This window comes from Nocardia sp. NPDC002869 (genome assembly GCF_046764065.1).
Lineage (GTDB): Bacteria > Actinomycetota > Actinomycetes > Mycobacteriales > Mycobacteriaceae > Nocardia > Nocardia rhamnosiphila.
Window position 1 is genome coordinate 1 of the sequence record NZ_JBKOOL010000130.1, and the last position, 16,169, is coordinate 16,169.

The window sequence follows — 16,169 nt, forward strand, 5'->3', positions numbered from 1 at the left end:
CGACGGCGCGGTGCTCAAAACCGCCGGTATCGACGAGGAACTGTTCTCCTTCGAGGGCCCCGCCCTGGTGGTGGGTTACCGGCGAAGATCATGAGGTCGGCCCAGGACAGCTTCTTGCCGTACTTCTTCTTGACCGGCCACAGCAGCCGGCGGGCTTTGTCCAGGTTGCCGTTGTCGGGCCAGCTGTTCAGCGGCGCGAAACGCTGCATGCCGCCGCCACCGCCGCCGCGGCCGTCGCTGGTGCGGTAGGTGCCGGCGCTGTGCCAGGCCATCCGGACCATCAGCGGGCCGTAGTGACCGAAGTCGGCGGGCCACCAGTCCTGCGAATTGGTCAGGAGCTCGGTGATATCGCGGCGGACCTCGTTCAGGTCGAGGGTCTCGAACTCCGTCGCGTAGTCGAAGTCGGGCTCCATCGGATCCGAGGCGGGCGCGTTCTTGCGCAGGATCTTCAGGTTGAGCTGGTTCGGCCACCAGTCACGGTTGCCGGCACCCGTGGTCGGGTGTTTGGCCGCGAACGGGCATTGGCCTGTGGTGCTGTCGGACACTGCGTTCCTTCCGGTGAAACAGGGGTCATTTCGGGCTGGGCGATACGGAACAGTCGGGGCACAGGCCCCAGTAGACGACCTCGGCTTCCTCGATGGTGAAACCGTGGTCGTCGTCGGCGGTCAGGCAGGGGGCGGGGCCGGTGGCGCAATCGACATCGGCGATCGCGCCGCAGCTCCGGCACACGAGATGGTGGTGGTTGTCGGCGACCCGGGTCTCGTACCGGGCCACCGAGCCGGTGGGCTGGATGCGGCGCAGCAGGCCGGCGGACGTGAGCGCCCGCAGTACGTCGTACACGGCTTGGTGCGACACCGCCCCCAAGGATTCACGCACCCGGCCGATGATGGAGTCGGTATCGGAGTGCGGGCGCTCGTGTACCGCGCTCAGCACCGCCAGCCGCGGCGCGGTCACACGGAGCGCGGCCTCGCGCAACCTGTTCTCGAACTCCGCGGTCGTGGTCACGATTCGGAGCTTACCGTTTTTCTTGAATGAATCAAGTATTAGTTCGAATCAAGATTCGAGCGCACACAGTAAGCCCGGATCGGCCCGGCGATCCGGGCTACGATGCTTCGACTTCACCAAAGACGCCGATCCGCCCGGAGGATATATGCGCTCCACGGTCCGCCGCAGGGTTATCGCCGCAATCGGTACGGCCGCCATCGGCTGCGCCGGCCCGGCAGCGACAGCGGCCGCGCAACCCACCTACTACCACCCCGAGATCAGTCACTGCGACCACCTGTTCCGGACCCCGCTGGAGGCGCCGAGGCCCGGGGTCGCGGTGTACTGGAGCCCGTTCGGCAGCACCGGAATCGTGTGCTACGACAACGGAACCGGGGTCGCGGACTACTACCAGCGCGACCCCTCCGGCGCCTGGCACGATATGAACGAACTCGCTCCCGGCCAGTTCTTCTACAGCCTCTTCACCACCGGGATACCCGACGCCGCCCACTGGCGCTGACGCCACCCGGACGGCCGCGCCCACCGGCAAGATCACCCGGACGAGGAGTGCGCCACCCCGCCCGGAGAGATCGCGCCGTCACCGCGGTAATACCGGGGTATTATGGTGGCAGTCGTGGAGTACGAATGGCACGCGTCCAGCGAACCGTTCCTTCGGCACTTCGAGGTCGCGGCCTGGGAAGTGGTGGAGGTGCTGTACTCGCCGCGGCGGTGGTCGCGTCCGGCGACCACCGCTCAGGCACTGGCGGTGGTCACCGTATGGGGCCGTACCGAGGACGGGCGGCCACTGGTGGTGGTCCTGCGACCGCGTTCGCACCCCGACCGGTGGCAGATCCTCATGGCCGCGCCCATGGGGGACCGTCAGCTCGCCGAATTCACCGCATGGGAGGCGACCCGAGATGAATAACGAACACGACCCCGGTTTCCCGCGCAGCGGCGCCGAAGCCGAACAGTTCCTCGACGGGCTGGCCTTCGACGACACCGCGCCGGTGCCGCCGCTCCCGCCGGCCACCGACGAGGTCGAACGCGGGATGGTCACGACCTCGCTCAAACTCCCGCAGGATATGCGCGAGCGCATACGCGAGGTCGCCGCGGCGCACTGCCTCACCCCGTCGATGCTGATCCGCCAATACATCGAACTGGGCCTGTCCAGTGAACAGCCGGAGCGCCTGATCCCGTTGTCGGACGCCATCCGGGTGCTGTCCAGTCTGAGGCCCACTGCCTGAACCCCGCCGCCTCCATCCACCAGGCGTGCGCCGATCGCGCATGCCCTCCTTCCCTCCCGTTCGCGCTCTCCCGCCCGGACCCGCGGGCACGCACCCCTCGATCCCGCCGCGCCCACCGGCGGACCACGGACATCTCCGGCCCCACCATGCCGCACTCCGCACCGCCCGCCCGATTCCGGACCGCCTGCCGAATCACTTGACACGCCCAGTACCGTTTCCGCTTGCCATGCCCTTCGAGGCGGCCTTACGCAGGCTGTGGGGACCGGCGTTTGCGGACCTCGCTCGCCCTCGCTTATTATGGCGTTCCGAAGCTGGTCGTCGAGATTATCGAGAATGCACTCCGACGACTGCCGGTCCGATTGCCCGAAATGCGGGCCGATCGGCACAACCAAGGATTCTCCCGATTGTCGGGGTCGCGGAGAATCGACCGGGACAACAGGCGTAAAGGTTAGCCACGGCCGAAGGCGATTTGGTGCAGCCTATGAATACCGACGATGTTCGCTTCCTGATCAGCGGCCCCGACATGATTCCGAGCCACATCCGTGACCTGCATGTATCCCAACTACGGGACGGTAACGATGCGTGCACACGCAGTGCGGACTCCGAAGACGGCGGGCCCGCCGGGTGGCGGTTGCGTAGCCATCCGGCCCGTCGAAGAACGGCGCAATACCTGGTGCTTTCCAGCGGATTTCCGGCACATACGGCCGACCGGTGGATGAGCCCGGAATTTCATAACCGCCGGGTATAGATCAGCTCGCTTTATTTCCTTTCGAGATCGAATTCGCGGCCCCGGCGGGCCCACCGTCCGTCTTCGCCGATGGGCAAAAGTCTCGATTCGACGACATAAATTGTTGTTCCAATGAAATCCCCTGCGCATTTCAGGAGCAGTGAACCGGCTTTTCGGCCGGTTTCCCCCGATGCCGGGAAAATGGAGGACAGGTGACCCAGTCCAAGCGCAACACAGACGGCCGGGGCCGATCGGATTCCTCGGAGATCGGCTCGTCCGCGACAGCAGGCCACTCGCCGTCGGGTAACGATTCGGGTGTGCGGCCGGGCGCCGTCACATTCACCGGCCCGCCCCGCCGCGATGTCCTCCCGCTGTCGGCCGCCCAGCGAGGGATCTGGTTCGCACAGCATCTCGCGGGTTCGTCGCCGATCTCGGTGGCCCAATACGTCGAGATCGTCGGCGAATTGCAACCGGACCTGCTCCTGGAGGCCTGCCAGGCCGCCGACCGCGAATTCGGCCCCGGGCATCTCCACCTGATCGAGATCGACGGCGAACCGTGCCAGTACGTCGACGAGACAGTGGGATCACCGGCCACGGTGGTGGACCTGCGTCGCCGTAACGACCCGGTCGCGACCGCGCACCGTCTCATGGTCGAGGACTATTCGGCGCCGCTGGACCTGCTCGGCGACTACCTCATGAAATGCATCGTGTACCAGGTGGGCGACAACCACTATCTGTGGTATCAGCGCGCGCACCATATCGCCCTGGACGGGTTCGCCGCGGTGACGATGCTGCACCGCATCACCGAGCTGTACAACGCGTGGGTACACGGTGCGGACGCACCTCCGGCCACCGCGAAATATCTGGGCGACATCATCGAGCAGGACCTCGCCTACCGGGGATCGGAGCGCTTCGACAACGACCGCAAGTACTGGACCGAACACCTCGCGGGCGCCCCGCCCGTGGTCAGCCTGGGTGGACGCGTCAGCAAACCCACCATCCACCCCGAACTCGTGAGTGTCTCCCTGCCGGAGGACACCGCGCGCCTGCTGGACAGTGTGGTCACCGAGCGCGGTACCAGCGTCACCCCGATCGTTGTCGCGGCGTTCGCCGCCTACCTGGCCCGGATGACCGGAAGCGACGAGGTGCTGCTGAGTCTGCCGGTGTCGGGCAGGCATTCGGCAGTGCTGCGCCGTTCGGGTGGCATGGTCGCCAATGTGGTGCCGTTGCGCGTACAGGTCGCCGACCGTGCTGTCGGGGAACTGATCGACGCCACCCAGGGTGAACTGACCAGCGCGCTGCGCCGGCAACGCTACCGCCAAGAGGACATCTTCCACGATATGGGGATCGCCCGGGACGAGGCTGCCTCGTTCGGTCCGGCCGTGAACCTCATGATGGTGGACAACGAGATCGTGCTGGGCGAGACGACCGGCCGTCTCCACGTGCTCACCTCCGGCCCGACCGCCGACCTGTTCGTCAACATCTATCCGGGCGCGGGCCGCGACAGCACCCATATCGATTTCCAGGGCAACCCGAACGTCTACAGTGCCGCCGAACTCGCCGGGCACCACCGGCGTTTCCTCATGTTCCTGCACGAGTTCCTCGCCGGCGGAACAGAGAACAGGGTCAGCGCGCTACCGCTGCTCGAAGCGCGGGAACGGGCCGCGCTGCTGCCCGTGCGGGGCCCCCACGGCACCGGCACCCGGCTGCTGCCCGACATCCTGGCCGAGACCGCCCGCCGCCACGGTTCCGGCAGCGCGATCTCCACCCCCGGGCGCACGGTGACCTACAACGAACTGGACACCAGGTCCTCCCGGCTGGCCCGCCATCTCATCGCGCTGGGCGCCGGACCCGAAACCGCGGTGGCGATTCTGCTGCGGCGCTCGGTGGATTCGGTGGTCGCGGCCTGGGCGGTCGCCAAAACGGGCGCCGCCATCGTGCAGATCGACCCGGAGTATCCGCCCGCCCGGATCGAGCACATGGTCACCGACAGCGGCGCCTCAGTGGCGATCACCGTCGACGACCACACGGAACGGTTGCCGCAGCAGGTGCGCCGCGTCGTGCTCGACGATCCCGGCGCCCAGCGGGAATACGAGTCCTACGCGACCGATCCGGTCACCGACGCCGACCGGATCCGACCCCTGCGACCCGCCGACCTCGCCTATCTGACCTACACCTCCGGATCCACCGGGCTTCCGAAAGGCGTGCAGGTCACCCATACCGGGCTGGCGAACCTCATCGCCGACCGCATCGACACCTACGGTGTCGATGCGGCCGCGCGCGTGTCCTACGCTCTCTCACCCGGTTTCGATGCGTCGCAGGAACAGTTCCTCACCTGCTTCGCTTCCGGCGCCACCCTGGTGATCGTGCCGCCGGAGGTCATCGGCGGCGAACCGCTGACCCGGCTGCTCGCCGAAGAACGCGTCACACACCTCACGCTGACCCCCGCCGTGCTGGCGACCGTCGACCCCGAGCCGCTCACCGATCTGCGTGTCGTGGTGGTCGGGGGCGACGTGTGCCCGCCGCATGTCATCGAACGGTGGACCGGGTCCTGGTCGATGTACAACGAATACGGTCCGACCGAGACCACCATCACCGCCGCCGGAGCGCCCATCGAACCCGATCGTGACCTCACCGTCGGCGGCCCGATCCGCGGCGTCTCCGCCATGGTGCTGGATCGCGCCCTGCAACCGGTCCCCAAGGGCACCGCCGGCGAACTGTATCTGGCCGGGCCGGGTCTGGCGCGCGGCTACAGTCACTGTTTCGGCGAAACCGCGGCCCGTTTCGTCGCCGACCCCTACGGCGACCCGGGGGACCGCATGTATCGTACCGGCGACCTCGCGCGCTGGTCCGGGGACAGCGACGCGATGACGCTGGAACTGATGGGACGCAGCGATTTCCAGGTCAAGATCCGCGGCTACCGGATCGAACCGGGGGAGATCGACGCCGCACTCACCGGACACGCCGACGTGGACCTGTCGGTCACCGTGCCGGTGCGGAACAAGGCCGACGCGACCGTGCTCGCCACCTATGTCGTTCCCGTGCACGGCCGCCGGATCGACACCGTCGAACTGCAGCGCTACGCCCGCGAAGTCCTGCCTCCGCATATGGTTCCCGCGGTGATCCTGCCGCTGGACAGCCTGCCGGTGAACGCGTTCGGCAAACTGGACCGCAAAGCGCTACCCGAACCCGATTTCGGGGCCGCCCCGGCCGGCCGGGCCCCGGCCACGCCCCGGGAGAACCTGGTGGCCGGCCTGTTCGCCGAGGTTCTCGGGGTCGCGCCGGTCGGCGCCGACGACAGCTTCTTCGCGCTCGGCGGCGACAGCATCCTGTCGATCCAGCTGGTGGCGCGCGCCAAGGCGGTCGGGTTGAGTTTCTCCACCCAGAATGTGTTCGATGCCAAGACCGTCGCCGGGCTGGCCGCCGTGGCGACCGACGCCGGGGACGAGCCGCGGCTGGCCGAACTCCCGGGTGGTGGGGTCGGGCCGATGCCGCTGTCGCCGATCATGCACGCCATGCTCGGCCGCGGCCACTACAACCGGTTCGCGCAGGCCACTCTCGTGCAGCTCCCGGACCGGGTCGAACACGCGCATCTGGTCCGGGCCCTGCAGGCTGTGCTGGACCGGCACGACATGCTGCGCGCCGTACTGCGCGGCGCCGAATCGCTGGACCGGTTCGTCGACGTCCTCGACCGCGGGACGGTCGATGCCGACACCGCATTGACCACGGTGCCCTTGACCCGCCGGGACGCCGCCGAGGTCGACGGTCACCTGCAGGCGGCCGCGGACCGGCTGGACCCCGCCAACGGGGTACTGCTGCAGGCCGTCCGGCTGCAGGACTCCACCGGCCCCGACCTGCTGTGGCTGGTGATCCACCATCTCGCCGTCGACGCGGTGTCCTGGCGTCTGCTGCTCACCGATCTCGCGCAGGCCTGGGCGCAGATCATCGAGGGCGGCGAACCACAGTTCCCGGCGCCCAGCACTTCGGTGCGACGCTGGGCGCACGGCCTGGTCGAACAGGCGCCCGCCCGGCGCGCGACGGAACTCGGCCTGTGGCGCGGTATCCACGAACTGGGCGACCGACTGCTCGGGCCACGCCGCCTCGACCCCCAACGCGATGTCGTGGCGACAGCGGGCCGCGTCCGGATCCGGATTCCCGCCGATATCACCGAGGCGGTACTCACCACCGTCCCGGCCCGCTACCACGGCAACGCCAACGACCCGCTGCTGACGGCGCTGGCGCTGGCGCTGGGTGAGTGGCGGCGCCGGCGCGGTATGGCCGCCGGCGCGGAACTGATCTCGCTGGAAGGCCACGGCCGCGAGGAACAGGCGGTGCCGGGCGCCGATCTCAGCGCCACGGTGGGCTGGTTCACCACCCGGTTCCCGGTCCGGCTCGAACTGCGCGATATCGACACGGAGGAGGCGTTCGCCGGTGGAGCGGCCGCGGGACGCGCTGTCGAGCAGGTGAAGGAGCAGCTGCGGGCGGTGCCGGACAACGGCATCGGCTACGGCATGCTGCGCTGCCTCGACCCGCAGGGCAGCACCGAGCTGGGGAGCTCACCGGACCCCCAGATCAGTTTCAACTATCTGGGGCGGGTGGGTGTCCGCGAACATTCGGGGGCGTGGACACCCACCCGTGAGTTCACTTCGTTGACCGCGACGAGCGATCCGCGGATGGCGCTGCCCGCGCTGCTCGATATCAACACGATCGCCGAACCGGGACCCGACGGCCTCGAACTGGACGCGACCTGGGAGTTCGCCGCACAGGTGCTCGACGCCACGGAGGTCGACGAACTCGCAGGCCTGTGGGTGCGGGCGCTGCGCGCCCTGGCCGGCCATATCCGCTCCGAATCCGCGGGCGGATTCACTCCCTCGGATTTCCCGCTGGTCACCGTGACACAGGACGAGATCGACCACTGGCTGCGCGACTATCCGTCGCTGACCGATGTGTGGCCGTTGACCGCACTGCAGGCCGGGCTGCTGTTCCACGCCATCTACGACCGCGACACCACCGACGGTTACACGGTGCAGGCGGCGCTCACCTTCGCCGGAGACGTCGACGCGGACCGGATGCACTGGGCCGCCCAGGCACTCGTCGACCGCCACGACAGCCTGCGCACCGCGTTCGTCGAAAGTGCGGGCGGGCCCCGCCAGCTCGTACTCGACGACACCCGGGCCGACTGGCAGTACTCCGATCTCGGCGAGCTCCCCGACACCGAGGCGCGCGACCGCGCCTTCCAGGAGCTCGCGGTCGCGGCCACGGCGCCGTTCGACCCGGCCCGTCCGCCGCTGCTGCGGTTCCATCTGGTGCGCACCGGCACCGACGAATACCGGCTGCTGGTCACCAACCATCATCTCGTGCTCGACGGCTGGTCGATGCCGCTGCTGATCCACGAACTGCTCGCGCTGTACGCGTCCGGCGGCGAGACCGCCGAACTCGCCCCGCCGCGCTCCTACCGGGATTATCTGCAGTGGCTGCACGGCCAGGACAGCGACGCGGCGACCGAGGCGTGGCAGCGGATGCTCGCCGGCGTCGAGAGCCCGACACGCGTCACCGGCCGCCCCGACCGGGTGGTCGGAGCGGACAGCGGCGAAACCGGCCGCGCGCTCGACGCCGCGACCACCGCCGCGGTCCTCGACCTCGGCCGCACCCACGGAATCACCGCCAACACCGCCATCCAGGTCGCGTGGGCGCTGCTACTCACGACTCTCACCGGCCGTTCGGATGTGGTGTTCGGCAACACGGTCTCGGAGCGCCCGCCCCATATCCAGGGCGTCGAGTACATGGTCGGACTGTTCATCAACACCCTGCCGGTGCGCGTCCGCACCGACCCCCACGAGACCGTCGCCGACCTGCTCACCCGTGTCCAATCCGAACAGGCCTCGATGCTGGATCACCGGCACATCGGCCTGGCCGAACTGCAACGGGCCACCGGCATCGCCGACATGTTCGACACGGTGACGGTGCTGGAATCCTATCCGCTGGACCGCGAAGGACTGTCCCGTGATCTCGGTGCCGCCGGACTGCGGCTCCTCGACATCGACGCCCAGGACGCCACCCCGTATCCGTTGAGCCTGCAGGTGACCCCGCCGTCGCGGGACGCCTCGGAAACCGAGGAGAACAGCACCTACACGGTGACGTTGCGTTTCGCCACCGACCATTTCGACACCGACACCGCCCGCACCCTGCTCGAACGATTCGAACTGCTGCTGACCCGGCTCATCACCGACCCGGGTCGCCGGGTCGCCGCCGTGTCCGCGGCCCGCGACACCGAACGCGCGGAACTGCTCTCGGTACACGGCGCGCCACCGGCCGGCGAACGTACCCTGCACGACATCCTGTCGGCCACCGCGCGCCGCCACCCGGACGCGGCGGCCGTCCGCTCCGGTGACACCACCCTGACCTACCGCGAACTGGAACAGCGCGCCGACGCCCTGGCCCGCCGGCTCATCGAACGCGGCGCCGCCCCCGAAACATTCGTGGCCCTGGCGCTGCCGCGCTCCGCGGAACTGGCCGTCGCGATGTGGGCGGTGGCCCGCACCGGCGCGGCGTTCGTGCCTCTCGACCCCGCCAACCCGCCCGAACGCCTCGCGGAACTACTCGCCGATTCCCGCAGCGCGCTCGGCGTCACCGTCGAGACGGTCGTCCCGCATCTCCCGGCCACGGTGGACTGGCTGATCGCCGACCTCACCCGCACACCCGATTCCGGCACCGAACCGGTCACTCCCGCCGGCCTGCGTCCCGGCAATGCGGCCTACCTCATCTACACCTCCGGGTCGACAGGTAAGCCGAAAGCGGTGCATATCGCCCACCGGGGCCTGGCCGATGTCGTCGCCGCCCAGGCCGAAGCATTCACCGCGACCACCGATTCGGTGGTTCTCCAGGTCGCCTCACCGGGTTTCGACGCCTGCGTTTCGGAACTACTGCTGGCCCACAGCAGCGGCGCCTGCCTACTGGTGGCCCCGCCGGAGGTGTACGGCGGCAGCGATCTCCAAGACTTGCTGCGCGCCCAGCGGGTCACCCACGCCATCATCACCCCGTCGGTGCTGGGTACCATGGATCCGGCCGACCTGCCCGCATTGGAGACGGTCGCGGTCGTCGGCGAGGCCACCGGATCCGACCTGGTGAACCGCTGGGCGCCCGGCCGCCGGCTGATGAACCACTACGGACCGACCGAATGCACCATCTGGGCCACCGGATCCGAGGCGCTGCGCCCCGGCGAACCGGTCACGATCGGCGGCCCGATCCGCGGCGTGACGGCCGCGGTGCTCGATATGTGGTTGCGGCCGGTACCGGCCGGAATCGCCGGGGAACTGTATCTCGGCGGCCCCGGCCTGGCCCACGGCTATTACGACCGTCCGGACACCACCGCCTCCCGGTTCGTCGCCGACCCGCACTCACCCCACGGCGACCGCATGTACCGCACCGGGGACTCGGTGCGGTGGGTGCGCGGCCCCTCCGGCCCGGAACTGGAATACCTGGGCCGCGGCGACCAGCAGGTCAAGATCCACGGCTTGCGTATCGAACCGGGTGAGGTCGACGCCCACCTGACCCGGCACCCCGCCGTGGCTCGGACGGCCACCGTCGCCCAGGACGGCCCGGCCGGCGAGCCGGTCCTGGTGTCCTATGTCGTACCCGCCCCCGGAACCACCCTGGATGTGGCGGCACTGCGCGACGACCTCGCCGGTTCGCTCGCCCCCTACATGAACCCCGCCGCGATCGTGGAACTCGACGCGATGCCCCTGACCCCGGTCGGCAAGATCGATCGCAGGGCGCTGCGCGAGCACGCGTTCCGCGCCGAGGAAACACCGGGCCGGCCGCCGTCCACGCCTGCCGAACAGGTCATGGCGCAACTGTTCACCGAAGTCCTGCACCTCGACACCGTCTCCGCCGACAGCAACTTCTTCGCCCTCGGCGGCGACAGCATCGTCTCCATGCGGCTGGTGGCGCTGGCACGCGCGGCCGGGCTGACCCTCACCCCACGCGATGTATTCGAGGGCAAAACCGTCGCCGCCCTCGCCGCCATGGCCCGCCACGACACCGACGCCGTGACCGTCGAGGACCTGCCCCGCGGCGCGCACCGTATCGAGGACCGCGCCTACCGGCCGGCGGACTTCCCGCTCGTCACCCTCAACCGATCCGATATCGAGCACCTGGAACAGCGCTACGACACCCTGGCCGATGTATGGCCGCTGTCGCCCATGCAATCCGGGATCCACTTCCACTCCACCTTCGATCCCGACGCCGGCGACAACTACACCGTGCAGACGGTGATCGGCTTCACCGGCAGCGTCGACGGTGAACGCCTGCGGCAGGCCGCGCAGGCGGTGGTCGACCGGCACGACATTCTGCGCGCCGCGTTCGCGGAAACCGCCGCCGGACCGTGCCAGATCGTGCTCGACCACGCCGAAGTCCGGTATCAGGAGGTCGACCTCGCGGTCCGCGGCGACGACCTCACCGCCGAATGGGACCGGATCGCCACCGCCGACGCGGCCGCCGGGTTCGACCTGTCGGCCCCGCCGCTGATCCGCTTCACCCTCATCCGCGCCGAATCCGGAGCGGCCCGGCTGCTGATCACCAACCACCATGTGATCCTGGACGGCTGGTCGATGCCGCTGCTGCTCAGAGAACTACTCGACTATTACGGCGCACCCGAACACATCGGTGCCGCCGGCGCCGCCCCCTCCTACCGCGACTACCTGACCTGGCTCACCCGCCAAGACCTCACCGCCTCCAAAGCCGCCTGGGCGCAGGCCTACGCGGACGTGGACTCGCCCACCCGCGTCGCCCGCGGAACCGGCCCGACCGACGCCACAGCCGCCGAGGTCACCGCCGAACTACCGGCCGACCAGCTCGCGCGCCTGCGCGCCGTGGCCGCCGACACCGCCGTCACCGTCAACACGGCCGTCGCCGCCGCGTGGGCGCTGAACCTGCGCACCCTCGTCGGCGAAACCGACGTGATCTTCGGTTCCGCGGTGTCGGGACGCCCACCCGAACTGCCCGGCGTCGATCAGACACTGGGCATGTTCCTCAACACGATCCCCGTCCGAGTCCAGCTCGACCCGGCGGCCTCACTGCGGGAACTGCTGACACAGCTGCAGGCCCAGCACGCCCGCATGCTCGACCACCACTATGTCGGGCTCCCCGATATCCACCGCAGCGCCGGCACGACCGAACTGTTCGATACCGCGATCGCCTTCCAGTCCTTCCCCGTCGACCGCCCGGCCCTGCAGCAACTCGTCGACTCCGCGGGCCTGCGCGTGGACGAGATCACCGGCGTCGACGCCACCCCGTACCCGCTGAGCCTGGTCGTCGCCCCGCAACAGGCCGAGCACGAGACCCGGCAGAGCCTGCACATCACCCTGCGGTTCCTCGACGACGCCTTCGACACCGCCCAGGCACACAGCATCCTCGACCGTTTCGTCGAACTGCTGCAGCGCATCGCCCACGACCCCGCCACCCGGCTCGGCGAACTCGCCCTGCGCGACCGGCAGAATCCGGTCCTGCCCGCCCCCCGCACACGGCACCTCCCCGGGAGCACCCTCGGTGGCCTGCTCGCCGCCACCGTGGCCGCCGACCCCGACGCCATCGCGGTCACCTCCGGTCCGGTCGCCCTGACCTACCGGCAGCTCGACGCCCGCGCGAACCAACTCGCCCGGCTACTGCTGCGCCGCGGCGGCCGCCCGGGCACCCTGGTCGCGGCCGCGCTGCCCCGCTCCCTCGACGCGATCGTCACCGTGTGGGCCGCCACCAAAGCGGGCGCCGCGTTCCTGCCGATGGACCCGAACCTGCCCGCCGACCGCATCGAATTCCTGCTGTCGGACTCCGGCGTCACCCTGGGTGTCACCGACGCCGCCTCCCGGCCGCTGCTGCCCGACAATGTCGACTGGCTGATCGTGGACACCGAAACGGCGGCCGCCGGCACCGATCCGGCACTGTCCGCGCCGGTCACCGACGCCGACCGCGGCGGCCCGATCCATCCGGCGCATCCGGCGTACGTGATCTACACCTCCGGGTCCACCGGCACCCCCAAGGGGGTTCTGGTCGCCCACCGCGCCCTCCCCGATGTGGTGGCGGCGCAACGCCGGATACTCGGTGTCGGCCCCGCCGCCACCGTCCTGCAGGTCGCCTCGCCCAACTTCGACGCCTCGGTGTACGAACTGCTGATGGCGCACGGCTCCGGCGGCCGGCTGGTCATCGCGCCACCGGATGTGTACGGCGGACCGGAACTGGCCGCCCTGATGCGGCGCGAACACATCACCCACACCCTCCTGACCCCCTCCGCGCTGGCGACCCTCCCGCACGACGGCCTCGGCGAGCTGCGGGTGCTCGCCAGCGCCGGGGAACCGGTCGGCCCCGAACTGGTCGAGCGGTGGGCACCCGACCGCGCCATGGTCAACCTCTACGGCCCCAGCGAGACCACGATCTGGGCCACCGCGAACGCCGCGCTCACCCCCGGCGAACCGATCACCATCGGCGGGCCGGTCGGACCGGTCGCGGCCGTGGTCCTCGACACGTGGCTGCGGCCGGTACCGGCCGGGGTCGCGGGCGAACTGTACCTGTTCGGAGACGGCCTGGCCGACGCCTATATCGGCCGCGCCGGGCTGAGCGCCTCCCGCTTCGTGGCCTGCCCGTTCGGCGAACCCGGCCACCGCATGTACCGCACCGGGGATATCGTGCGCCGCACCGACACCGACGACCTGGAATTCGTGGGACGCAATGATTTCCAGGTCAAGATCCGCGGCAACCGGGTCGAACTGGGCGAGATCGACGCCGTCCTCGGCGCGCGCCCGGATGTGGCGTTCACGGTGACCGTGCCGCGCCGCACCGAAGACCGGCCGGCAGTGCTCGTGTCCTATGTGGTGCCCGCGCCCGGCCACACCGTCTCCGGTACCGAACTGGCCGCCGCCCTGACCGAAGCCCTCCCTGCCTATATGGTGCCCGCCGCGGTCCTCGTCCTCGACGAACTCCCACTGAACTCCAGCGGGAAACTGGACCGCGCCCGGCTCCCGGAACCGGTTTTCGCCACCCACGAGTACCGGGCGCCGTCGACACCGGTGGAAAACGTGGTCGCCGAAGCCTTCCGCCATGTGCTCGGCATCACCCGGGTGGGCGCCGACGACAACTTCTTCGAACTCGGCGGCGACTCGCTCAGTGCCTCACTGGTCGTGGCGCGCGTCGGAGCCACCCTGAACGTGCGGGTTCCGGTGCGGTCGATGTTCGAAGCACCCACCGTCGCCGGTCTCGCCGCCCACGCGGAAAACCTCACCGGCGGCGACCGGGTACCCCTCACCGCCGGAGCGCGCCCCGACCCCGTCCCGCTGTCGCTGGCACAGCAGCGGATGTGGTTCCTCAACCGCTTCGAACCCGACTCCGCCGCCTACAACATCCCGGTGATGCTGCGGCTGACCGGCGACCTGGATACCGAAGCCCTCGCCACCGCACTGCGCGACGTCGCCGGACGCCACGAAGTACTGCGCACCATCTACCCCGAGACCGCCGGCGAACCCGAACAGGTGATCCTCGACGAACCCGAGATCACCCTCGACCCCGTACACGTCGCCCCGTCCGTAATCCCCGACGTGGTCGGCGAATTCATGCGCCGCGGCTTCGACGTCACCGTGCAGGTGCCGCTGCGCGTCGAACTGTTCGCCCTCGACACCGCGGGGCGCACCACGGAATACCTGCTGGTCCTGGTGGTGCACCATATCGCCGGCGACGGCCAGTCCATGGGCCCGCTGGCCCGCGACGTCATGCGCGCCTACGCCGCCCGCACCGCCGGGCACCCGCCGCTGTGGGAACCCCTGCCGGTGCAGTACGCCGACTTCGCCCTGTGGCAGCGCCGGGCCCTGGGCTCCGCGCAGGACCCCGCCTCGCTCATGTCGGCGCAACTGGAGTACTGGCGCACCACACTGGCCGGCGCACCCGACCGCCTCGACCTCCCGGCCGACCGGCCCCGCCCCGCCGTCGCGTCCCTGGCCGGTGGTCGCGTCCCGCTCGATATCGGCGCCGACCTGCACAGCAAACTGACCGAACTGGCCCGCTCCCACGGCACCTCCCTGTTCATGGTCCTGCACGCCGCCCTCGCGGCGGTACTGGGCCGGCTGAGCAGCAGCGACGACGTGGTCATCGGCACCCCCGTCGCCGGCCGCGGCGAACCCGGACTCGACGACCTCGTCGGCATGTTCGTCAACACCCTGGTCCTGCGCACCCCCATCCACCCCGGCGAGCCCTTCGCCGACCTGCTGACGCGCACGAAAGAAACCGACCTGCAGGCCTTCGAACACGCCGACGTACCGTTCGAACGGGTCGTGGAAGAACTGAAACCGGAACGCTCCGCCGACCGGCATCCACTGTTCCAGATCGCGCTGGCGTTCCAGAACCTGTCGTCGGTCGATGTGGTGCTGCCCGACGTCACCGTGTCCCGCGCCGACGTCGACACCGGTATGTGCCAGTTCGACCTGCAACTCGTCGTCTCCGACAACTACGGCAGAGGCGGCGCGGCGCAGGGCATCTCCGGCATGCTGGTGTTCGCCCGCGACCTGTTCGACGAGTCGACGGTGGCCGGGTTCGCCCAGCGACTGATCCGGGTCCTGGAAGCAGTCGCCGACGATCCGGCGACACAGGTCGGTGATATCGACTGGCTGGACACCGACGAACACACCGCGCTCGTCTCCCGGGTCGGACCGCGCCTCGAAGGCGCACCCGCCCTGCTACCGGATGCGTTCGCCACCGCCGTCCGCGACAACGGCGACGGTCTCGCACTCGTCGCCGGCGACACCGCACTCACCTACACCGAACTCGACATCCGATCGAACCGGCTGGCCCGCGCCCTCCTCCGGCACGGCGCCGGACCGGAGAACCCGGTACTCGTCGCCGCCACCCGGTCCGCGGCCTCGGTGATCACCTGGTGGGCGGTCGTGAAATCCGGCGCCACCTATGTGCCCGTCGACCCCCGCTACCCGGCGAGCCGCATCGAACAGATGGTGTCCGACTCCGGCGCCGCACTCGGCGTCACGGTCGCGGCGGCACGCCCCGACCTCCCGGACTCCGTGAACTGGCTCGTCCTCGACGAGGACACCGTCGCCGCGCAGATCGACACCCTGTCCGGCGACCCCGTCACCGACGACGACCGGCGCGCACCACTGCGCGCCACCGACACCGCCTACATCATCTTCACCTCCGGCTCCACCGGTGTACCCAAGGGCGTCGCCGTC

At 69.7% G+C, this 16,169-nt stretch carries 5 protein-coding genes and 1 pseudogene; 4 read left to right on the forward strand and 2 right to left on the reverse strand.

Going from position 1 to position 16,169, the window contains the following annotated elements; translation table 11 throughout:
* Positions 1-74 precede the first annotated feature (74 nt).
* Together ACLML9_RS21295 and ACLML9_RS21300 are read right to left on the reverse strand one after the other, a co-directional pair.
* A pseudogene (locus ACLML9_RS21295) lies at positions 75-545 on the reverse strand (peroxidase family protein); the annotation flags it as partial.
* A gap of 25 nt (positions 546-570) precedes the next feature.
* Positions 571-1,005, reverse strand: coding sequence for a Fur family transcriptional regulator (locus ACLML9_RS21300; RefSeq protein WP_411947184.1), 435 nt, complete (start codon positions 1,003-1,005; stop codon positions 571-573).
* 145 nt (positions 1,006-1,150) lie between these two features.
* Here ACLML9_RS21300 and ACLML9_RS21305 point away from each other — a divergent pair, with 145 nt between their 5' ends.
* The 4 genes from ACLML9_RS21305 to ACLML9_RS21320 form a co-directional block, all read left to right on the forward strand.
* Complete coding sequence (locus ACLML9_RS21305) at positions 1,151-1,501, forward strand: hypothetical protein (RefSeq protein ID WP_411947185.1); 351 nt, start codon at positions 1,151-1,153, stop codon at positions 1,499-1,501.
* A 114-nt stretch (positions 1,502-1,615) separates the two neighbouring features.
* Entirely contained in the window at positions 1,616-1,906 is a 291-nt protein-coding gene (locus ACLML9_RS21310) for a hypothetical protein (protein ID WP_411947186.1), read from the forward strand.
* Positions 1,899-2,225, forward strand: coding sequence for a hypothetical protein (locus tag ACLML9_RS21315; protein WP_411947187.1), 327 nt, complete (start codon positions 1,899-1,901; stop codon positions 2,223-2,225). The genes ACLML9_RS21310 and ACLML9_RS21315 overlap by 8 nt, the downstream gene beginning before the upstream one ends.
* A 939-nt stretch (positions 2,226-3,164) precedes the next feature.
* A partial coding sequence (locus ACLML9_RS21320; RefSeq protein WP_411947188.1) for an amino acid adenylation domain-containing protein occupies positions 3,165-16,169 on the forward strand: 13,005 nt, incomplete at its 3' end.

Excerpts from the sequence above, each read along its gene's own strand:
- ACLML9_RS21305 (WP_411947185.1), top strand. The coding sequence starts at position 1,151 with ATGCGCTCCACGGTCCGCCGCAGGGTTATCGCCGCAATCGGTACGGCC.
- ACLML9_RS21315 (WP_411947187.1), top strand. The coding sequence starts at position 1,899 with ATGAATAACGAACACGACCCCGGTTTCCCGCGCAGCGGCGCCGAAGCC.